Origin of the sequence: Paenibacillus sp. NRS-1760 (genome assembly GCF_050467785.1) — a bacterium.
Classification (GTDB): Bacteria; Bacillota; Bacilli; order Paenibacillales; family Paenibacillaceae; genus Pristimantibacillus.
In genome coordinates this window covers 228,945-251,120 of the sequence record NZ_JBITPK010000009.1, presented here as the reverse complement: position 1 = coordinate 251,120, position 22,176 = coordinate 228,945, and the positions used below count along the sequence as shown (strand labels likewise).

Genomic DNA, 22,176 nt, shown 5'->3' with positions numbered 1-22,176 from the left:
TTCTCATCGCAGGAGGGGTAAATATATGGTTGTTATTGAAACGGATAGATTAGATTTGAGATGCTACAAAGAGGATGATTTTGATGGTTTACATGCTATTTTTTCTGACCCCGAAACGATGGCTAATTATCCAGCACCGTTTACTGTCCAAGAAACTCAAAATTGGATAAAAAGAAATGAAGCACGCTACAAAAACGATGGATTTGGTTTATGGGGAGTCTGCTTAAGGGCAACGGATGAACTAATCGGTGATTGTGGCCTTGTTAAACAAACGATAAATGGAACAATTGAGGTAGAAATCGGCTACCATATAAATAAAAAATATTGGTCCAAAGGATTCGCCTCTGAAGCAGCGATGGCTTGCAAGCAATATGGTTTTCATCACTTAGGCTTGCAAAAATTAATCAGTATTATAGACCCCAATAATTTAGCGTCCATTCGTGTTGCCGAGAAAATTGGCTTTGCCAAAGAAAGAGAAGCTTTTATTTTCAACAAAAATCATACTATTTATGCAGGCTTCCCCACTTTAATGGCATCCAATCTTCCATAAAGACATAAAAAAAAGCAGTCGACTGCCTCCTCCAAAAAGGGGCAGCCCCGCTTAAAAATCTTTTCGCCTCATAATTAGTATACCTATGCCGAGCAGAGCAGCCGTGTAAATACCGCAATAAATTAAAAAGGAATTTGATGCCGCTCCGTTAATAGAGAAAATACTTAGCTCTGCGTTAATGTTATATAAGCCTCTAAGCTCAGAGATTGAAAATAATTCGTTAAGCATGCGTTGCTGCAAAGTATCCGCCGGCATAGCCAGCTTAATTAAGCCTGTTATGGTCTCAAGTGTTTGCATCCCTTTCATTTGAATCCTACCTGTGCTCATAAACCGGCCAATCGTACTGCCAAGCCAGCCCATACCGAAGAGCATCGTCATCCATATGCCGTTTCCTAAAGGACTTAAATAACAGGAGCCGAGCATCGTTAAGGATACTAATAGCGGAATAACAGACATAAAAAACAAAAGTGATTTGAAGTACACCATCATGTTGAATAAGACGCCAGTTTCTGCCCAGCTGATAAGAATAATTGAGCTGAATAACAGGAATGCATATAACGCAACATAACTGACAAAGCCGAGCCATCTGCCCAAAAACCACTTCCAGCGCGTAATGGGCCTTGCGAGTACGGATTGAAGAACGCCTTGCTCTGCTTCCCCTGTCACAGCCGCAACGGAGCTGAATATAGAAAGGAAGGAAACCGCAAAAGCGCCAAAGAAGAAACCTAATGTCATAATCATTGCACTGCGGGCAAAATTTTCGAATAAGTTCATAGAAGTCGCAACATTCACTTCGCCGCCGGCGATAGCATCAGCAATAAACCAGTAAGCAATCCAGAAGAGAACCGTCATGATGATCGTCATAAGCGTTACTCTTTTACGAACGAGCTCCTTCCAAGTTAGGCCCCAAACCGCGATCATCTGCGCTCCCCCCTATGCTCAAGGCCCGTTACGGCCTGCATAAACCACTCATCGAGCCGTGATTGCAATTTCCCAACCTCATAAAGCGTCAATCCCAGCTCAATAAGAATATAATTGACCAATCCTATTTGCTCGTCATTTTCCAGTTCAATCTCCAGCCAAACAGATGCATCATACTGCTCAGCGTTCGACACGATCACATTCACGCCTATCAGCTGCTGGATACGTTCAGCTGCTAAAGGGGTATAACCGCTTACACGCAAACGCCAGCTCGACTGCGAGCTCAGCACATCGGATACCTTTCCCTCCGCCAGCACTTTTCCGTTATTCAGTAGAGCGACCTTGTCGCACAACTGTTCCACATCCTCAAGCAAATGCGAATTAAGAAAGATCGTTTTCCCTTGGCTTCTCAGCCTAGCAAGCAATTCCCGCACCTCATGTCTGCCAACGGGATCAAGCGCTGAAGCCGGCTCGTCAAGAAAAACGATATCCGGATTTGTTAGTAAAGCGCATGCGAGTCCAAGCCGCTGCTGCATCCCCTTCGAATACCCTTTGAGCCTGTCGCTTCCCCGGCTGCCAATGCCCACATCGTCGAGAAGCTGATGAATGCGTCGTTTGGCCATAGAGCGGTCGAGCTCACACAACTTTGCATGAAAAGCCAAAACCTCTTCGCCCGTCAACCAATCCGGATAACGAAACAACTCAGGCAAATAGCCAAATCTCCGTCTAGCCTCGATTGATCCTGAAGGCTGTCCGAAGATTTGAGCTTTACCTGAGGTTGGTTTAATAAGGCCTGTGAGCATTTTCACTATCGTGCTTTTTCCCGCTCCATTAGGACCGAGGAAGCCAAAGGCTTCCCCTTCTCTAATCGTCAGTGTAACATCGTGGCAGCCGCGTCCTTCGCCGTAATCCTTGCATAATCCGATGGTTTCAATAGCAACAGCACTCATGGATGAATCAGCTCCGCAATAAGCGACTGTACTTTTTGTTTGTCCTCAAAATCATTAAAGTGTGCGCTTGCTACAACGCCATCTTTAAGCCACATCGCATTTGCATAACTATGGTCAGCGGATTGATTCAAATATACATCAACCCCTTCAATAACGATTTTCTCCGGCTTTTCATTTGTAATGAGCGGAAATGGAATTTCTCCGTTTTCCATGTTTGATGCTTGCATAAGCGATTTGCGCAAATGATCAGGAAGCGCTGGGAAGCGAATGACAGCCTCATAGGCATCCTTTGCATCCACAGAAGGATCAATTTTGATGCTAGGCTGCTTGATATATTCAACCCAAAGGCTTTGCTTAGAAGTACTTCCTTCCTTAGGTTCATACGTGATCGTTACACCTTGGCCTGTGTTGAATTCAATTGCTTTGCCGTCTACTGATTTCGGCAGCAGCTTATCCGCGCCCAGCTTACGCATTGCACTATTGATTTCATCCACATTTAGGCGGAAGGCAATCGTCTGAGCTGACATCGATGATATGGCACCTAACTGAATCTCTGGAACCGTCAATGTTGGAACAGCAAAACCCAGCTCCTTAGAAGCTTGATCTACGGTCATCTTTGACCAGCTTCCGACAGTCGTCTGCTCGAAGGTGCCGAAACGGTTAACGGTTTCACGCGTTTCGCCATCCTTCATGAAGCTGTTCATGAGCGACTCCAAATCATTTTGCTGCACAATCATTACGTTATCCATTCGGAACGTATTAAGCCATGCCGCCAATGCTTCATTTGTTGAGGGCGTCGCAATAACTACCGTAATGATAGCTGCTGCGCATGCTGCTATTGTTTTGCCAACGTTCTTTTTGAACCAGCGGCCTGCCGCCCCACTTTTATTCGGTTTATTAGCAGCTGGACTGGATGAAGTACGAGCTCGTCCTAACGGAACCACATTTGCTTGCATTTGTTCAGGATACGTTTGAACGGCAGCAGCTTTTGTTTGCGCAGCGCTAGCAGCAGCTGTTGACTCCTTATTGAGCTCAGCAGCATGCTTGCCTTGTTCTTCCCATTGCTCCCAAAGCGGCGATTGCTCTGAGGCTTGAAGCTGTTTCTCTAGACGCGCCCATGCAGCCGACATTTGCTCTGCTTCTTTTTTGTTTATTTCATCATTTTTTGTCATCTTGGACTCCTCCTAAAAGGTTTTGACCTTTCATGCTAAGTGCAGCAGGCGCTGGCCATCGCACATCATTCATGAGACAAAGCTCCTTCTGCCTTATGCGCATGGCGCTTCAGCCTAGCCCCGGCTCTGCGCAGCATCGTCCCGACCTGCGGCTGCCGCAGCTGGAGCTGCTCTGCGATTTCCGCATAGCTGTATCCTTCATATCGGAGCAGAAGCATTTTTTTGTCCCGTTCGGGTAGCGTATCTAACCAGCCTCTAACCCGTTCCTGCTCGTCCTTATCAATCAACTGCTGTTCATTCGACTGAACCGCTTGCGGCTGTGCGAGTATGCTTTGTTCCTGCTTTTGTGTTAGAGCACGCTCTCGTGCTTTTTTATCCATATAATCATAAGCTAGCCTCGTTAATACGCGATGAAGCCAGCCTCCTATTGCTTCAGGCTGATCCGGTGGATTCCGGTAAAGCCTTAGAAATGTTTCCTGGGCAAGATCCTCCGCAGCTGCTTCATCGCGTATAAGTGCGACAAGCTTTCGTCTAACCGAAGGATAATGTGTATTAAACTGTTGACGAAACAAATCCGGCGCCGAATGTTCCATTCCGTTTACCTCCTTACGTTTTTTTGCTCAAGCTATAAAGAAGACGATGCCTTCGATCATTTTGTAACACCTATCGCTCAACAATATTTTACCAAACGAATGTCATATTTATCGACAAGCCCAAAACGTAACGGTTATACAAAAATAAAACTGGTCTAATAAAAAAAACGCCTCCACGTTTGACGGGAGACGGAATGTCCATCAGGCTTCCTTATTATGTTCCATATACAGCTGTACAAATCTCGGTGCCGCAACAGGAGGGCTATAAATATATCCTTGAGCAGCATCACAGTGGTGGTCGTTAATAATCCGCAGCTCTTCCTCTGTCTCTACTCCTTCGGTCACAACCTTTAAATTTAAATTGTGAGCGATGACGACGACCGATTTAAAAATCATTTGTTTCTTATAATCGTTTACGATGCCGCTTATAAAGGATTTGTCGATCTTTAACGTGTGCAGCGGAATATTTTGCAAGTAGCTGAGCGACGAATACCCCGTTCCAAAATCATCAAGCGACAGCTTGACGCCGAGCTGCTGAAGCTCATGCAGTATGTTAAGCGTATGAGCCGCATTATCCATAAAAATCGACTCTGTAATTTCCAGCTCTATTTGATGAGGCCGAATCCCTGCATCCGAAATGATTCTTTCAATCGTATGGACGATTTGTTTCTGCTGGAATTGGATCATCGACATATTTACACTGATTGAGATCTGCTGCAGCCCCATGCGCTCCCATTCTTTAATTTGCTGGCAGGCAGTAAACAGCACCCATTCACCAAGCGAAATAATAAAGCCGGTTTTCTCCGCAATCGGAATAAAATCAAGCGGTGACACCATACCAAGCTCCGGGTGATTCCATCTAATTAATGCTTCCGCCCCATATATAGAGCCAGTAGCTAAATCAACCTTGGGCTGGTAATAAAGCATAAATTGGCCCAGCTCCAGCGCTTTGGACATGCTGCTCTCAAGTATAAGCTCCTTCTTGGTTACATCATTAATCGTAGGAGAATATAGTTTGCAAGTATTTCGCTCTTTCTTCGCCACATACATCGCAATATCCGCTTCTTTCACCAGCTGGTCTGCAGTCGCAGACGTCCATTCATGATGAATGCTCATTCCAATGCTTGCTGTAATATAAAACATCCGATCCTCAAGCCCAATGGGCTGGGAAATAGCTGATAAAATTTCTTCTGCTTTATGCATCGCCGCATGGAGAAAAGTAACTTGCTCTAGCAGCACGATATACTCGTCCCCCCCGAAGCGGAATACTTTCCCCGAGTTGCCGACGGTAATCATAATTCGATGCGCCATTTTCTGGAGCAATTGGTCACTCATCGTATGATCGAGCATATCATTTATCATTTTGAACCGATCAAGGTCTATGAAAAGCAAAGCGATATGGCCTTGTTTCTTGTCTTGCTCTGCTAATTTCCCTTCCATATGGCGATGATAAGCATAGCGATTAGGAAGTCCCGTCATTAGATCATGTGTCGATTGATATTCAATTAATTTCTCCGCTTCCTTGCGCTGGATAAGCATATGATTAAAATGATTAGCCATGTATTCAAACTCATCATTCGTATGAATGGCTAGCTGCTGTTCTTCGCCTCCAATTGCGACAGCCGAGGTGGCTTGTACAACTTTATAAATATTAACTAAAATGATTTTCCTTACAAGCGACACCATAGCAATCGCCATCAAAAATAAAGCAATACCCGTGATGAGTATCGATTCCCAAAGGCTTTTGTAGTAATTGGATAACATGTTCTTTTTGGGGATGATCGTTTCAATATGCCAAAGCACATTGTGAACAAGAATCGGATGAAGCAAACGCAGCACGGTCTCTTTGTCCTGCGAGTCTCGTGTATAGGCAATTCTTGAATCCGTCCCTTTCATCGCCTCAAGCTCATCCTTATTAGACCATAACCGATACGGTGTGTTCACAAGCTCAGGGTACTTGCCGTTAGCCAAATATTGGTTATCCGTCGTAATAATCGTGGAGTATCCTCCTAGCGGCCGGAAAGCTTCGATCTGTTTCTGCATCGATTCAAGTGAAATATCTGCTCCTACTATACCTAAAAACTCATTTTGCTCATTCAATAGAGGCAGCACAAGCGAAATCATCATTATTGATTTACCATCTATATCATAGGAATATGGCTCTATAAGTGAAAAAGATTTCGTAAGTTTAGGCGTTTGATAGAAGCTGCCTTTCTCCTTATCCTCGTAATTTGCAATGGCCAGCAGTTGAATGGACTGATCCTCGCGAACGACATAAGGAATGAAGCGCCCCGTAGCATCGTCATAGCTGTTTTTATTTTTGTAAAATGCATCTTTCCCGTCATAGGCATTAGGCTCCCACAACGTATAAACGCCTAATAGATCAGGATGTTTGATAAGCATTTGCTTAAGCAGCTCGACTATGTATTCACGATTTTGCATCTGGTTTTTGCCCATTTGAGTCATGGTTACTTCAAGCGTTTCCAGCATCATCATCGTTTGATCCATCGTTTTAGTGAAAGGATTTATGTAGGCCATGGATTCCGTCTGTGCAAGAAGCTCGCTTTCGCGCAGGTTGGAATGATAAAGCTTGATGAGGTGAGCGGTTACCAATAGACCAAATGAAAGAATAACGAGCAGGCCTATGGAAAATATTAATTTTTGAGCGATGCTTAGCCTAATCTTTCTCATCCGATCTATCAGCCCCTTGTTGTCGGAGAAAGCAGAAAACGACGTAATATGTCAAATTATGATACGGTTCTAGTATACTTGACATTTTGACCCAAACACAATGATAAAAATAGGATAATAACACTATATATTTCGACAAAAAACCACTTTATTTCTTTATTTTTTGAAACGACAAGGGTCGATAGCATCTATTCTCATTTGTATGATATCTAGTAATAAAGTCCAGCACTTTTCATTTAAATCCATTATATCTACACGAAGAAAAGCCCCCTCTGTCTATGACAGGGGAGGCGATGGAATCGTTCACTTACACTTGATTTTGTTTGTTCTTCTCTTTAACATCATTATCCTCGTTGCTGCGGTCATGATCCTCTAAGCGATGGGGACGTTTGCCTTTTCCGCCATGCAGCTTATATAGCTCTTCGCGCAGCTGCTCCGACGTCTTGCCTTCTGTTTTAATGCCATGTTCCTTCGCAATCTCACGCAAATGCTCCAGCCGCTTCGCTTGATGCTCTGCTTTAAATGCTTCCCATTTATCTTTATTGGCAAGCTTCGCAGCCTCAACTTCCTTCTTCAGCTGCTCCGCTGACTTGCCATCGGCTTGAATACCAAAATAGGTCGCTATTTCCTTCAGCTTCTCCAGCCGATAAGCCTCAAAATCTTTGCGAGTCATTTTCCCTTTGTAATGCTTATGCTCTTTGTCTATATCAGACTCTTTAGGGTGAAGAACCACTAGTGAAGCATCAGGCAAAGCAGTAACCGACTTCGCTGCCCATACGGGAGCGACTGAAAACAGTACAAGCAGCGCTACCATAGGAATAAACCATTTTCTAATCATTTGTTGCCACACCTTTCTATTACATTCGTGATGCAGAGACGATGGTCATGCCTCGTCAGCATTATTTTGCCCAAGCAATCACAGGAATAGACATGATAATGGCAATTTTCGACATATCCCTACAGCAAGTTGATTACCCCTGCGTCTCTATGTTCAAGTGCTGCTCAAGTAGCTCCAGCTCATTTTGCAGCCATTCTTTGGAAAAATGCTCTCCAATAAATACCGCAACATCGTTTACATGTCCTTGCGGCTCGATTCTCATAAAATCAGATTCCTTATACGCATATTGGAACAGGAACCGGCTAGGCGCATCCGTGAACGTCACAATCCCTTTTGCGCGGTAAATGTTAGCTGGAAGCTTTTGCAGCAGAGATTCGAAGGCTTCACTGCTCACAGGACCGCGCCAATAATGCGTCACAACCATAACATGGTCATGCGAATGATGATGGCTGCTGTGGTTGTGGCTGCTAAGGTCATCATCATGGGAGTGAACGCCATCGCCGTGGTCATGAGTGCAGCCAGCAACTGAGCATTCTTGGCTGTCATGGCTATGACCATGCGCGGCTGATGCGTGCTCTTGCATGTTTAACTCATCTTCACTAGCATGCACAGGTGCATGGTGATCCGTATTTTCAGCTGTTTCAAGCCAGCTCCAATCGTCAATTGCGCAGCGCACGGTTGCTATAATTTGAGCATGGGCATTTAATTCCCGCAGCTGCTGCTGCGCTTCAACTAGCTGATCCGGCTCCAGCTTGTCCGCCTTATTCAACAGCAAAATCGTAGCACATTTTATTTGCTCCAGCATCAGCTTGAACGTGCGACCCTTCCCGTCGCGGCTCCGCGCGAGCAGCTCAGGGCCATCAACAATCGTGATCACACTGCGTAGATCGATTTCCTTATACATCGCTGCCTCGGTTATCCCATCCAGCGTCTCCATCGGATTGGCAGCACCAGTCGATTCAATAAAAATGACGTCAGGTTTATGCTCGTCAATGAGCATACTGATCTCCATCCCCAAATCGCCCCGCATCGTGCAGCAGATACAGCCGCTTAGCATCTCAGCCATCGGCACTTCATCCCCTACAAGCTGACCATCAAGGTTAATATCGCCAAGCTCGTTCATAATGACCGCCGGCTTCAATCCCTGCGCGGTGTAATAATCCAACAATCTTCTCAGCAGCGTCGTCTTCCCGCTTCCAAGAAAACCAGACAGCAAATGAACCGGTATGTGTTTTTCTCTATTAGTCATTGTAAGTTCTCCTGTATGTAACAAATTTTAAAAGCATTTGAATAATTCTATTATATCGTAATTGTTACGTTCATTCATCTTTTCGTAAGCAGGACTGCAATCAAGCAAATATTGACTATAACTATTTCGATCTCCAAGCACGGTTTGCTGGTTTTCATATTTTTGAAGACGAGGCAGCAAGTCTTTTGTTTTGATGCTATTTTGAGAAGTCTCCAACACCAAACTCCGCGATCAACGTCCAGCTATCCTGCACAATTGCAGGAACTTCTCCCATCTTAAGCTGTGTTGGATATTTATGTTGTATTTTTGCAATAACTTGCTATATGGTCTGCGATTTTAGCACTTTTGAGTCGCTTATATTGTAGGAAATACAGTATAGATCAACGCAAGTGTGAGAAAGATGCTTCTACCCTGCGAATGTGCAAGATAGAAAATAATTAAGAACGATGTAGAAGTGCATATTTGCCGAATTAGAAAAGGGGATATCCCAAAAGGTTAAATCGGTGCGAGAAAATCCCAAAGTGTGTGCAAAAGAACCTTCAAAACCACTACGAGAGTGAATCTGAAGGTTCTTTTTGCAAGAATATTACATGAAAAGTGGGGGGCTGAATGATTCGGAATTTACTTTAGGGACAGCCCTTGGATTAGAGACTACTATTAAATTAACTATACTCGCTTAATTAGTGGGTACCATCTTCAGAAGACGGACGATCAACACAACGGCTTCTTCTCTAGTTGCGCTTGCTTTAGGCTCGAATTTTTGTCCATTCTTACCATTAATGATCCCAGCGTTAGCTAGTGCGTTGATTTGATCTTCTGCCCAATTCGCAGTGATATCCTGGAATTTCGCTTCTGTACTCAAAAGAGAAATATCCAGCAGCCTTGCTAATAGTGCTGCAATTTCTGCTCTTGTAATTTCACGATTGGGTTCGAAGCTGCCATCTGCATATCCCGTCATAATGCCGTTTTCCATTAAGGCCCTAATTGCTTTCTCCGCAAAGTGATCCTTAGCATCCGTCAGCTCTTGCGCTGCGTTAGATGTGAATCCAATTGCATTTACGAGCATTTGAGCAAACTCACCGCGTGTTACTTTCGCTTCACCACGGAATTTATCGCCTGCATAACCCTTTACAATCCCTGCCCGTGCAGCGAAATCAATGTCAGCAAAACTCCAAGAAGTTGATTTTACATCTTTAAAGGTTGTTGGAGATGCTGCTTCAGCCTTTGCTTTCATTTCAGCTACAAATGCTTTATCCACTTTGTCGTTGTAAACAGGTTTGTTGAAAACAGGCGTGGGTGTTGGTGCTATCGGTGTCGGTGTTGGTACTGTCGGTACACTCGGTCCTGTTGGCGCTGTTGGCGTCGGTGTTGGTACAACTGGCACAGCATTCACAGTTACAGTATAAGTGGTCTTCGTTGTTGAATCCTGCGCTGTAACGATGACCTTGTTGCCTGTTGCCAATGTCTTTGCTGGGTTTATTCCATCCGCCTCATAGACTTCAAAAGTCGCATAAGCTGCTGGCGTGATCGCTGCCTTAAATGCGGCTAACGTTGTTCCATATGGAATGTTCGTTATTGTTTCATCTTCAGTTCCACCTGTGCTTACTGTTCCTATTGTCGAAGTCAATGTGGACACCGTGCTTTTTTGCTTAATGTCCGCTAATCCAACCGTCAGCACTTGTATAGCAGATGCAGGATTTTCTGGTGTTGCAGCTGTACGAACGGAGATTGTGTCTCCTGCTTGTACATTAATGTGATCTACAGAGGTCTGACCCGTTGCAATCGCTACAAAATTAGTTGCCGTTACAAAATCAACATCATTTCCGCTATTGTATTTGTACTCCATCTTATCTGTAACCCCATTCAAACGCGTTGTTCCAACGTTTGTTCCTGGTGACAAATTCCCTGCTGGCGGCGCTGCTTGCATCGTTACGATGTATGTGGTCTTCGTCGTTGTATCCTGCGCTGTAACAATGACCTTGTTGCCCGTTACCAATGTTTCAGCTTCTTTTATTCCGTCCACCTCATAGACAACAAACGTGGCATGCACTGCTGGAGTGATCGCATCAATAAACTCATCTAACGTTGTTCCGTATGGAATATTCGTTATCGTTTCATCTGCTGTTCCGTCAGTGCTTACATCTCCCATTGTCGAGGTCAACGTGGACACCGTACTATTTGGCTTAATGTCCGCTAGACTTACCGTCAACACTTGTACAACAGATGCAAGGTTTTCTGATGTTGCTGCTGTACGAACGGAGATTGTGTCTCCCGTTTGCACGCTTATGTTATCAACTGAAGTTGTACCCGTTGCAACCGCAACGTAATTCCCTTTATTGATTTTGTACTCCATCTTATCTGTTACGCCATTCAAACGTGTCGTTGCTGCGATTGTTCCAGGTGATAAAATCCCTGTTGGTGCTCCTTCTTGCACTGTTATGGTGTACGTGGTCTTCGTTGTTCTATCTTGCGCTGTAACGATGACTTTGTTGCCTGTCGCTAAAGAGTTCGCTTGGTTTATTCCATTCGCCTCATAGACTTCAAACGACGCAGCGGCTGCTGGTGTAATTGCTTCCTTAAAATCGGCTAACGTTGTTCCATATGGAATGTTTGTTATCTTTTCATTTGCTGTTGTGCCAGTACTTACTGTTCCTATTGTCGAGGTCAGCGTGGACACCGTGCTTCTTGGCTTAATGTCCGCAAGACCTACCGTTAATACTTGTGCAAAAGATGCCGCTTTATCCGATGTTGCTTTTGTACGAAGCGATAACACATCCCCAACTTGTACGCTTAGGTTGTCAATAAAAGCAGTGCCCGCTGCAATCGCCACATAAAGCCCATTATTTAGTTTGAGCTCCATTTCATCGGTAACACCATCCAAACGCGTAGTGTCAACATTTGTTCCTGGTGATAATTTCCCCGTTGTTGGTGCTTCTGCTCCCCCTAATATCGTATAGCTCTGAATCATAACTTCATTATAGGTCATTCCTTTAGCTGCAATTGCTTTAATCGTCATATCATTTGTCACCACGATAGGCGAGCTGTAGCGTGTACTGCTAAGCGTCGGCACATCGCCGTTCGTCGTATAATAAATGGATGCGCCTATTGTCCCACTGCTAAGCTCCACTTCTGTCTTCCATTCAACAGCTCCTTCTTCTACATCCGCTGTAGGAGTTTCTGCCAAGAAAACTTGCAGTTGAGGATAGTTCCCCTCTTTTATAAACCACTCTGAGTCAAAGTCCCAATTCGTAAAAGTGGATTCTGTTTTCATCTCAGCCGTTAACTTAGGCATTCCTTTTCCTGAATTATCATATTGTTTTGAAATCTCTCTATCATAGAAGCTATCTACGTCTACGCTAGCGTCAGCACCTCCATAAGTACCGCCCACTAGCCCCCCGCTAAGATAGGCAGTTGCGACATAACCTGCAGCAAAACTGTTTGTAATCGAACCTTTATATTCAAGTCCAACTAAACCGCCTAATTGAGAAGTGCCTGAAACATTGGTTATCGTATAGCTATTTATGATCTTTGCTTCTTCTTTGTACCCTACTAGACCGCCTGTATAATTCATCCCTTTAACATCGCCTGTAACATAACTGTTCGACACTGTTGATGAAGAGCCCCTTAAACCGCCCACTAAACCACCAGTAAACATTCCACCTATGATATCCACATTTTCTAACCCTATATTTTTTATAGAAGATCCTGCAGCTACTTGTCCGAAGAGACCAGCATAATTTTCGTTGCTATTCGTTCTCAGTCCCTTAATCACATAACCATCACCATCGAAGGTGCCGTAAAAGTTACCGAAGGGCTTCCAAAATTGTCCATTATTGTACCCTCCTCCACCTTCAGAAAGATAATCCGTTAAATCGATATTACTGCCGAGCTTGAAATTTACGGAATAATAATTTCGCACGCTATCTAACTGCTCAGGTGTCGTAACGATATAAGGATCATCAACTGATCCAGTTCCGCCGCTAAAGCCTGGCGCCGCAAATACCTGTGATGCATTCGTCAAAGGCCCAAATAATGAAATAATTAATGCGAAACACATAACTCGTATTAGAATACTTTTTACCTTTTCCCCAACTAGTATTGATCCTTGTGCCATACGAATAGTTCACTCCCAAATCATGAATAAGTTATAGTTGCATACGGGCTTTAGCATAAATGCTAGGCTTTCAAAAAAACACCAACTAAAGTTAGTTTTGCGCAAATAAAGTCGAAAAAGACAGTATCCACGCGCATTTTGGCGTCGATTCGTAGTCTATTTATCCCATATAAGCAATAAACTCATACGAATGGCGCCGTACTTTTTTGAAGCTCCATTAGGTATTCACGATCATCTGCCTCTGCTAAATCTAATGATAGAATCAGAAAAAACGGTATCCTCCCCAGCGGGATGATACCGTTTTTTTTGTTTACTATCCTCTAGCTAACCTTTAACTGCTCCAGCTGTCATCCCTTTCATGACCTGCTCCTGAAATGCCAGATAAGCAATGATCGTTGGAATAACAGCAAGTGCCATCGCTGCCATCGTAAGCTTATAGTCTGTGGAGTAACCTGTTGCAAATATGGATAGACTGAGCGGCAGCGTCTTTAAGCCAGGGTCACTAATAAAGACGAGCGCGAAGGAGAAATCATTCCAATATCTCAAGAAGGCTAGGATACCAACTGTCGCTAGAGCCGGAAGGGACAATGGAAGCATCATGCGCAGGAAAATTCCCCAGTAGCCAGACCCGTCAATCATCGCAGCCTCTTCAATTTCTTTCGGAAAGGTATTCATATAAGCCACACAGACAAAGATGGCAATCGGCATCTCGAACGCTGTATACGGCAAAATCAATGCCGCATAAGTATTCAAAATATCGATCTTGTTCATTAATATGAACAGCGGAACGAGTGTGCTGTGAATAGGGATGAGCATGCCGAGCATAAAAATGCCCATTACGAGCAGCTTGCCTCTAAACTGAAAGCGTGAGATCACATACGCGCTTAATGCACCCATTACAAGCGTAATGACAAGCGCTGTTAAAGTAACAATGGCCGAGTTCATGAACGCAGTGCCCATATCTGCAACTTCCCAAGCACGAGTGAAGTTGCTCCAATTCCAAATGTCCGGCAGGCCGAACGGACGCGAGTAAAATTCTTCATTTGTTTTAAAAGCGCTAATAAACAGCCAAATGAGTGGATATAGCGTGACTAAGGCGTATACGGTAAGACCAATGGATTGCAAGCTTCCTCTCAGCTTGCGCAGCCCTGTTCCTAAACTTGCGGAGGAGGCTGAGTGTGAAGCGCTAATTGATGGCGTAGTCATACTGTGGGTCCCCCTCCATTATTTTTTTGATTTCATTAAATATTGGCTTCCCGCTACGAGAACCAAGCTGATGATGATGATCATGGTGGATACTGCGCTGCCATAACCGAAGCGATAGATCGAAAATGTATTATTGTACATGTACGATGCGAGCAGCTCCGTCGAATTCGCCGGTCCGCCGCCTGTCATGACATAAATAAGATCGAATGCTTTAAGGCTGCCGGATATACAGAGCACCACGGCTACTTTAATCGTATCCCAAATCATCGGAAGCTTGATCGAGAAAAGCTTGCGAGAGCCTTTTGCGCCGTCAATCTGAGCGGCATCATCAATTTCACTCGGAATATTTTGCAAAGCGGCAATAAACATAATGAGATATGGACCGACATTCAGCCAAATGATTGGAACCATGATGGCATACATTGATATCGATGAGTCAGACAACCACTGCTGTTTCCAACTGCTTAATCCCAAAGTGTCGAGCAAAAAGTTCAGTACACCAATTTGCGGATGATAAATGTATCCCCAGATGATACCGACTACAACGGAAGAAAGAACCATTGGCATAAAGATGGAAGCTCGGATGAATTTTTGAAACCAGCCGTTTTTGAGCAGTACTAAGGACAAGACCAATGCAATCGGCACCTGACCGAAAACAGACGCAGCAACAATGAGCAGATTGTTTTTGAACGAATGCCAGAACAACCGGTCTTGAATAACCTCTTTATAGTTGTCCAGTCCGATAAACCGCATCTCCCCAATGCCTTTCCAATCAAAAAAGCCATAATAAGATGACCATAGTATCGGTACGATAACAAAAAAGATGAAAAGCGCAAGCGCCGGAAGAAGTCCGATAGCGATAAAGCCTCTGATGCGTAAAGATGATGACATAATCGTCCCTCCTAAAGGTTTGCGCAGCAAACCTACTTCGTAAGCATAAGCTAAGGTTTGCGCAGCAAACCTACTTCGTAAGCATAAGCCAAGGTTTGCGCAGCAAACCTGCTTCGTAAGCATAAGCCAAGGTTTGCGCAGCAAACCTGCTTCGTAATGCTAGTAAAGAGAACGGGGATTTCCTGACAGCTTCGGCATGCGATCCTTTTAGTAGCTTCCAGTTGTGCTTGCTGTAAAGGACTTCAGCTTGCCGATCTTCATGCGATCAGGAAATTCCCTGTACTCAATAACCTAACTACCGAGCAGCTATGTTACTTTCCTAGCGCTTTCGCTTGCGCCTCTTGGATTTTTTTCGCGATGTCTTCCGGTTTGCCACCCATCAACAGCTCCTGTAGTCCATTGTTCACGGCTTCAGCTCCTGCAGAAGTCAGCTTGCCATCATACACCGGCGTCATCTTCACACTGTTCACAAGCTCATATACTTCGCTAAAGATTGGAGAAACTTTGCTCTTATCCAGCTCTACTTTGTAGCTGACAAGTTGATTGCTCTCAAGCGTACGTTTTTGCGCTTCTGGTCCTGACATTGCATAGATAAGTTCAAATGCTGCGTCCTTTTTCGGACCAATCGCATCCTTGCCTAGACCCATGCCAACACCTACGACACCAGATAGAGAATTAGGATCGCCTTTTCCACCAGGAATGGATGGAAGAACCGTTGCGCCCATTGCTTTAAGTGCATCTTCTGAAGCGTTGGAAGCTAGATTCGACAATGCCCAGCCGCCGTCAATCATCATCGCAGCTTTGCCTTGCGCGAACATTTGCTCCATTTGCGTGTTGTCGATTGCGTTAAATCCGTCTTGGAATGCACCTGCCGTACCTAGCTGCTGCATGTAAGTTAATGCCTGTACAAATTCAGGGTCCGTAAATGCCGCTCCATCTTGGCTTGCTGCTTTCAAGAACCACTCCGTACCTGTTACACGGTCAGCCAATGAGCTGAAAATACTGGATTGTGCGAGCCAAGCCGCTTTATTGCCTAGAGCGATTGGCGTAATATTTTTGCCTTTCAGCACACTAATTGCATTCAACAGCTCATCCCATGTTTTTGGAACAGTAAGGCCGTTTTCTTCAAGAATCGTTTTGTTGTAGTATAGAATCGATGTTGGAGACAAGCCCATCGGAGCGCTATAGATATTGCCATCTACTGTGAAAGCATCGAAGGAATTAGGCATGAAACCTTCTTTCCATTCTTGGTGGCTGTCAATTAGCTCATTAACCGGCTGAATAAGTTTGCCTGCTGAAAATTCCTGTGTCATAGAGCCATTGGATAAAATGAATACATCCGGCATTTCATCTGCCGCAGCGACCGTTTTTAGACGCGTCTTGTAACCGTCTGGCGGGATCGCTTGAATATCGAGCGTAATGTTCGGATGATCGGTCTGGAACTGCTGAATAATCGAACGCATCGTTTGCGCTCTAAGATCGTCACCGGTAAAGTTATGCCATAGGCTTAGCTTCACTTTCTCAGCTGCCGGCTCACTGCCGTCCTCATTTTTTTTGCCGTTATTGTTTGTTCCGCCGCACGCTGCCAAGATAGAAATCATTAGAGTGACCATAATTGCAATTGTTAGTGTCTTCTTCATGTCATGTTTCCTCCTTGATATTTGTCTTACCTCCGAGTATAGGGAATCATAGGCGACATGGGCAGGGGACAGAACTCAGGAGTAGGGTAGATAAACTTCAGCTTCTCGTCCGGTATTCCGAAGGTGTAAAACCCGTAAACCGTTTAAACAATTGGCTAAAATACTTCATATCCGTATAGCCTACGCGGCTTGCAACCTCACTCACCTTTATCGGTGATTCATCCAAAAGCCGCTTGGCGCGCTCCACTCTCATGCGAGTTACAAATTCAATGTAGGTATGACCCGTCTCACGCTTGAATACCTCGCTGAAGTGGTTTGGATTCAAATGAACATGCTTGGCAACCTGCTGCAATGTGAGCTCTTTGTCCAAATGATCATGAATATAGGCAATCGCACGCTTAATGTAAGGTATGCCTTCTTGTCCGATCGTCTCACGGTACAGCATCATCAATTGGTGAAGCTGCTCATACAGCAATCCAACTCCGTTATCAGTGCTTGGGGAGGAGGAAATGCTGTTAGCAAATTTCTCTTTGGAGAGGACAGCTGATTCCCCAAAAGAGGCAATGACTCGCTCCACCCAGCGGTGAGCGGAAATTTGGACGGATTGAAGAAACTTCTGCAAGGAATCTGGCGTCGTATCTCCATCTTTGAGCTGGAGTTCGATGAGCTCTTGAACCCATTGGTAAAGCTGCGCGTCCGATCCGTTCTGGAATAACGCTGTGAGCTGTCCTTCCTCCTCCTGCGAGCAGACGGTACGTCCGCCTCGGCGTCCCTTTATATCCTCGTATGCGAGCAGTCCTTCTTGGCCTATAATTCCTTTGAACAAAAAAGCATAAGAAGCCTCCGTGTACGAATCCTGAAGCTTTTGCCAGTCTGAAACAACCGTGCCTGATGCTCCGAACAATTTGCATTTCAGCTTCCTTGTTACCCGCTCCATCAATCTAGCGAGCTGTGATTGATCTGCTCGCATGCTTTCATGCCTAAGGAGAATAACAAGACTATCTTTACGCAAAAGAGCTTCTCCATCTATCAGCTCGCTTATCATATTGTGCACGGCAAACAGCAATAAATAGCCGTGTCCCGATTCATTTCCCCAGCCTTCAGCCGAGACAATTACCGTTTGATAAAAAAAGGTTTCGTTCAATCGCAGCTTCGGCAGAAGCTTCGCCGCTTTCTCTGCGGAGTGATTGTCAATTTCCGTATCAGCAATCAGCCTCTCAAGCAATCTGTCGCGTAGCTGGTCTTTTTTTAGTGCCTCCCACTTTTGCAGAATTCGCATCTTCGCTCCATTTACCGCTCGGATGATTTCATCCGGACGGCTCGTTTTGAGCAAATAATCTCCTGCTCCTTCTCGAATCGCCTGCTGGGCATAGGAAAATTGATCGTAGCCTGTCAAAATAATGACCTCACTATCAGGAAGCAGACGCCTGACATCTCCCGCAAGCTCTAATCCGCTGCGTCCCGTCATTTGAATATCCGTCAATACAATTTCTGGCTGCTCCAATTCCAGACGAGCAAGCGCCTCCTCGGCTGATGCTGCCGGCTGCAGCAGCTCGTAGCCAAGTTCTGCCCATTTTATAACGGTGCTCAGACCTGTTCGAATAATGACCTCATCATCTACGATTAACAGCTTCATTAGGCTTTGCCTCCTTCGTGTAACATCGGGATCGAGAAGGACACGCGTGTCCCTATTCCGTCCAAGCTTTCAATGCGCAAGCCTGCTTCTGCTCCGTAATGCAGCTGCAGCCGCTTATGAACGTTGCGAAGTCCATAGCTGCCGCGTTCTAGGCGATCACGTTCTTTTTTGCGATCATCCGGTCCGTGGAGCTCTTTATATATAGCAGCCAGCTTAACCGAGTCGATGCCAACGCCTGTATCTTCTACAGCAAAGGACATAAACAATCCTTGCATATGTGCGGTGACTTTGATCAAACCAGCTTCAGCTTTCTTCTGAATACCATGAATAAGTGCATTCTCAATTAAAGGCTGCAGCAGAAGCTTCAGCATCGTTAAGTCCATTAGCTCCTGATCGACCTGAACGATAAACTCAAACTTGTCCGGGAAGCGGATCGACTGAATATTGGCATAATGGCCGGCATGCGCCACCTCCTGCTCAACCGAGCAAAACTCCTCGCCATTGTTTAAGCTGAATCGCATAAAATCACTTAAGCTGCCTACCATATCGGCCGTCTTCTCATCTTGATTCATGAGCGCCATCCAGTGGATAGAGGATAGAGTATTGTACAAGAAATGAGGATTGATTTGCGCTTGCAGCGCATGCATATCCGCTTCTTTTTTTGATGATTCCTCCAGCTTTACCTGCTCCGTCAAACCTTCAATTCGCTCGCTTAGCTTATTGTAGCTTCGCACGAGCTGTCCTACCTCATCCATCGTTTCCACCGGATACGTTTGCATCGGCTCTTCCGGGTTCGAGTGCTTTAGAAACTGCGTCAGCATAATAAGCGGATTGGTCACTCGTTGAACGAAGTATAGAACGAGTACGGCCACGAGCAGCATCGAAAAAATAATGACAATCGCCATCAGCTGCAGGACGTAATTATTTTGAGCTTTGTATTCCGTGAAGGGCATGACGCCCGTCAGCCGCCAGCCTACATCAGCAACCGTATCATAGAGTATGGTCTGTTTACTTTCACCATGGCCGTAGTTGAGCGTTCCCGAATTCCCTCTTATCGTCAAGCCTGGCAGCAGAGCTTCCATTGTCATCATTGACCTGCTTTGATCACTGCCGGACAAGATTTGTCCCTTCTCATTGGACAGAACGACGTAGCCCCCCGCTGAAATGCCCGCCTGATTCATCAGCTTGGAAACAGCTTCTTCGTTAAGGCTTATGACCAACGTTCCAATTTGTTTGAAGCTGTTCAGACTTCGTATCGGCCTGACGAGTGAGATCACCTGCTTCACCCCGGCTGCTGTATCCGTCTCGTAACGGCTTGTCCACCATTTTGCACTAGATTGATAATGCTCAATATCTTCTCCAGTCAGCTCGGATAATTCCGTCTCAAAAATCGTTGTATTTGAAACGGGATGGGACTGGCTTTGCGGATAAATCGTGATGTCCGAAATATACGATTTGGAGAACACCAGATTAGATAGAAACTCAATCATTTGCGTTTGTTTAACCGCATTTTCTCCTGTACTGCTCAAATATTGCTGTACATCCTTTTGCCCAATCAAAAATAATGACATATTCTCGATATCTTGAACGATAAATTCGAGATTCGTACCCGTCTGACGCAATAGGCTCTTGCCCGATTGCTTTGCCTTCTCTTCCGTAGCTGTCGCTGCCATGTTGTAGGCAAATAAGCCCAGCGCGAGCAGCGGAATGAGAACCGATAGCAGCAGCAAAAAGGATAACTTACGCTTTAATGAGCTACTAATCCAGCGCATCTCTCATCCCCACTCTCCTTTTCTCGTAGCAATAAAAAGTTTAAAAACATCCTATCACACTTTTTTTTAGGTTAACAGATTTTTTGTTTGATTTTTCGAGTAAGTCGTAGTACCATGTGGGCAATGAGGCTTTAAGAAAGTGGAGAGTGAATGCAAGTGGAATCAATATCTCAAGAATTACTATTTTTGACGGAGATGGCCAAAGGTATAACCGCGCAGTTTGGAGACAATTGCGAGGTCGTTGTGCATGACTGGTCAAAGCCCGTAGACAGCACCATTGTTGTCATCGAGAACGGCCACGTCACCGGAAGAAATGTAGGAGATCCTGGCACGAATCTTGGACTGGAAATTATGAGAGGCACCTCCGAGGGTGATAACCGCCATAATTATGTTACCCAGACGAAGGATGGACGTATTCTCCGTTCGACCTCCATGTATGTAAAAAATAACGCCGGCACCATCATTGGAGCGCTCTGCATCAACTTTGACATTACCGATTTGATGGTTGCTGAGAAAACGCTTCAATCGCTGACAGCGAGCGGACTACAGCCGGTTCGGGAATCGTTTGTCAGCAACGTGAACGACCTGCTCGATACGCTCATACAGGAAGCGCAGGTCACGATTGGCAAGCCGCCAGCTGCCATGACCAAAGAAGATAAAATTAAAATCATTCAATTGCTTGATCAAAAGGGTGCTTTTCTCATTAAAAAGTCAGGCGAGAAGGTTTGCAGCTATTTGAGCATTTCAAAATTTACGTTATACAGCTATTTGGAAGAATCCAAAGGCGTAGATAGCGATGAAGGAGCAAGCGAATGAGCGAGATATTGAACGTACGCAAAGATGAGGAAGCCTTGCTTAAGCTAGAAACACCATGCGTTGTCATCGACAGTGATGCTGTCGACAACAACATTGCTGCAATGGCAGAAGCTATCGCGAAACGTGGCGTAAAGCTTCGTCCCCATGCCAAAACACATAAGCTGCCGGAAATGGCATCAAGGCAGCTCTCAGCTGGTGCCATCGGCATCACCGTAGCCAAAATTTCCGAAGCGGAGATCATGGCAAGCGGCGGCATTCGTGATATTTTTGTCGCTTATCCGTTAGTGGCCAAATCCAAGCTTGAGCGTGCTGCTCGGCTCAGTCTATCCGGCGTTCGTTTAATTATCGGAGTCGATAGCTTAGAGGGTGCGAAGCGCATTTCTGAGACAGCCGTGCGTGAAGGCGCAGTGCTGGAAGTACGCCTTGAACTGGAAACGGGACTTCGCCGTACAGGAGTTGCGATCGACAAAGCCGTGGAGCTTGCGAAGCAAATCAATGATCTTGACGGCATAAAGCTTAGCGGTATTTTCACCTATCGAGGGGCTATGGTCAGCGGAGCATCGACGCTCGATTTGCAAGCAGCCGGCCATGAAGAGGGTCGCTTGATGGTTGAGGCTGCTGCAGCTCTACGGAGCGCAGGCATCGCCATTGAGGATGTAAGTGTAGGCTCTTCGCCTACTGCGCTGTTCGCTGCTGAAGTTGACGGCATCACTGAAGTTCGTCCCGGAACTTACATTTATCAAGACCGGATGCAGGCAGCTTTCGGAACATGTGCGCTTGAAGATTGTGCCGGCGTGGTGCTGGCTACTATTGTCAGCAGGCCCTATGAAGATTTAATCATCATTGACGGCGGCAGCAAAACATTCGCAACGGACGTACAACCGGGCAATTCACCTTTATTCCTTAAGGGCTTCGGCCATATCATCGGAGATCCTGAAGCGATTTTGGAGCGAATGAATGAGGAGCACGGCATGATTCGTGTACAGCCGGGTTCCAACTATCAGGTTGGCGACTTGGTGCGTATCATCCCCAATCATATTTGCAGCACCGTTAATTTGCACAGCTTTGTCTACATCAAGGATTCCACTGGGCAGCTTCACAAAACGACTGTAGCGGCTCGTGGAATGCTCGAATAAC

At 45.3% G+C, this 22,176-nt stretch carries 16 protein-coding genes; 3 read left to right on the top strand and 13 right to left on the bottom strand.

Features of this window, described 5'->3' with window-relative positions; translation table 11 throughout:
- The first annotated feature begins 25 nt into the window (after positions 1–25).
- The gene (locus tag ACIFSR_RS10865; RefSeq protein ID WP_430057336.1) at positions 26–550 is read left to right on the top strand and encodes a GNAT family N-acetyltransferase; all 525 of its coding nucleotides are present in this window, start codon (positions 26–28) and stop codon (positions 548–550) included.
- A 51-nt stretch (positions 551–601) separates the two neighbouring features.
- Here ACIFSR_RS10865 and ACIFSR_RS10860 read toward each other — a convergent pair whose 3' ends face one another.
- From ACIFSR_RS10860 to ACIFSR_RS10800, 13 genes are all read right to left on the bottom strand, one after another.
- Positions 602–1,471: an ABC transporter permease gene (locus ACIFSR_RS10860; protein ID WP_339207393.1), complete on the bottom strand. Its 870-nt coding sequence runs from the start codon at positions 1,469–1,471 to the stop codon at positions 602–604.
- Entirely contained in the window at positions 1,468–2,421 is a 954-nt protein-coding gene (locus tag ACIFSR_RS10855) for an ABC transporter ATP-binding protein (RefSeq protein WP_430057334.1), read from the bottom strand. The genes ACIFSR_RS10860 and ACIFSR_RS10855 overlap by 4 nt, the downstream gene beginning before the upstream one ends.
- A complete protein-coding gene (locus tag ACIFSR_RS10850) occupies positions 2,418–3,593 on the bottom strand; it encodes a hypothetical protein (RefSeq protein ID WP_339207391.1) in 1,176 nt (391 codons plus the stop codon). Before ACIFSR_RS10850 ends, ACIFSR_RS10855 begins: the two co-directional genes overlap by 4 nt.
- A 65-nt stretch (positions 3,594–3,658) precedes the next feature.
- Positions 3,659–4,186 carry a sigma-70 family RNA polymerase sigma factor gene (locus ACIFSR_RS10845; protein ID WP_076269762.1) on the bottom strand — a complete coding sequence of 176 codons (528 nt, stop codon included), beginning with the start codon at positions 4,184–4,186 and terminating at the stop codon, positions 3,659–3,661.
- A 201-nt stretch (positions 4,187–4,387) separates the two neighbouring features.
- Positions 4,388–6,877 carry an EAL domain-containing protein gene (locus ACIFSR_RS10840; protein WP_430057332.1) on the bottom strand — a complete coding sequence of 830 codons (2,490 nt, stop codon included), beginning with the start codon at positions 6,875–6,877 and terminating at the stop codon, positions 4,388–4,390.
- A 307-nt stretch (positions 6,878–7,184) separates the two neighbouring features.
- Positions 7,185–7,715, bottom strand: a complete 531-nt coding sequence (locus ACIFSR_RS10835; protein WP_339207387.1) for a hypothetical protein — start codon at positions 7,713–7,715, stop codon at positions 7,185–7,187.
- A 133-nt stretch (positions 7,716–7,848) separates the two neighbouring features.
- Positions 7,849–8,964 (bottom strand): CobW family GTP-binding protein, encoded by a 1,116-nt coding sequence (locus tag ACIFSR_RS10830; RefSeq protein ID WP_430057331.1) that lies wholly within the window; start codon positions 8,962–8,964, stop codon positions 7,849–7,851.
- A gap of 676 nt (positions 8,965–9,640) precedes the next feature.
- Positions 9,641–13,078, bottom strand: coding sequence for an S-layer homology domain-containing protein (locus ACIFSR_RS10825; protein ID WP_430057329.1), 3,438 nt, complete (start codon positions 13,076–13,078; stop codon positions 9,641–9,643).
- Positions 13,079–13,402: 324 nt separating this feature from the next.
- A complete protein-coding gene (locus ACIFSR_RS10820; protein WP_083682329.1) occupies positions 13,403–14,284 on the bottom strand; it encodes a carbohydrate ABC transporter permease in 882 nt (293 codons plus the stop codon).
- 18 nt (positions 14,285–14,302) lie between these two features.
- Complete coding sequence (locus ACIFSR_RS10815; protein ID WP_430057328.1) at positions 14,303–15,175, bottom strand: carbohydrate ABC transporter permease; 873 nt, start codon at positions 15,173–15,175, stop codon at positions 14,303–14,305.
- A 311-nt stretch (positions 15,176–15,486) separates the two neighbouring features.
- Positions 15,487–16,815: an extracellular solute-binding protein gene (locus tag ACIFSR_RS10810; RefSeq protein ID WP_339207380.1), complete on the bottom strand. Its 1,329-nt coding sequence runs from the start codon at positions 16,813–16,815 to the stop codon at positions 15,487–15,489.
- Between the two features lie 97 nt (positions 16,816–16,912).
- Entirely contained in the window at positions 16,913–18,451 is a 1,539-nt protein-coding gene (locus tag ACIFSR_RS10805; RefSeq protein ID WP_430057327.1) for a helix-turn-helix domain-containing protein, read from the bottom strand.
- Positions 18,451–20,223 carry a cache domain-containing sensor histidine kinase gene (locus tag ACIFSR_RS10800; protein ID WP_339207376.1) on the bottom strand — a complete coding sequence of 591 codons (1,773 nt, stop codon included), beginning with the start codon at positions 20,221–20,223 and terminating at the stop codon, positions 18,451–18,453. The genes ACIFSR_RS10805 and ACIFSR_RS10800 overlap by 1 nt, the downstream gene beginning before the upstream one ends.
- Positions 20,224–20,379: 156 nt before the next feature.
- On the opposite strand from ACIFSR_RS10800, the gene ACIFSR_RS10795 reads away from it, so the two are divergent.
- Both ACIFSR_RS10795 and ACIFSR_RS10790 read left to right on the top strand, forming a co-directional pair.
- On the top strand, positions 20,380–21,039 hold the full coding sequence (locus tag ACIFSR_RS10795) for a helix-turn-helix transcriptional regulator (RefSeq protein ID WP_076269800.1): 660 nt from the start codon (positions 20,380–20,382) through the stop codon (positions 21,037–21,039).
- Positions 21,036–22,175 carry an alanine racemase gene (locus tag ACIFSR_RS10790; RefSeq protein WP_430057325.1) on the top strand — a complete coding sequence of 380 codons (1,140 nt, stop codon included), beginning with the start codon at positions 21,036–21,038 and terminating at the stop codon, positions 22,173–22,175. Before ACIFSR_RS10795 ends, ACIFSR_RS10790 begins: the two co-directional genes overlap by 4 nt.
- Position 22,176 lies beyond the last annotated feature (1 nt).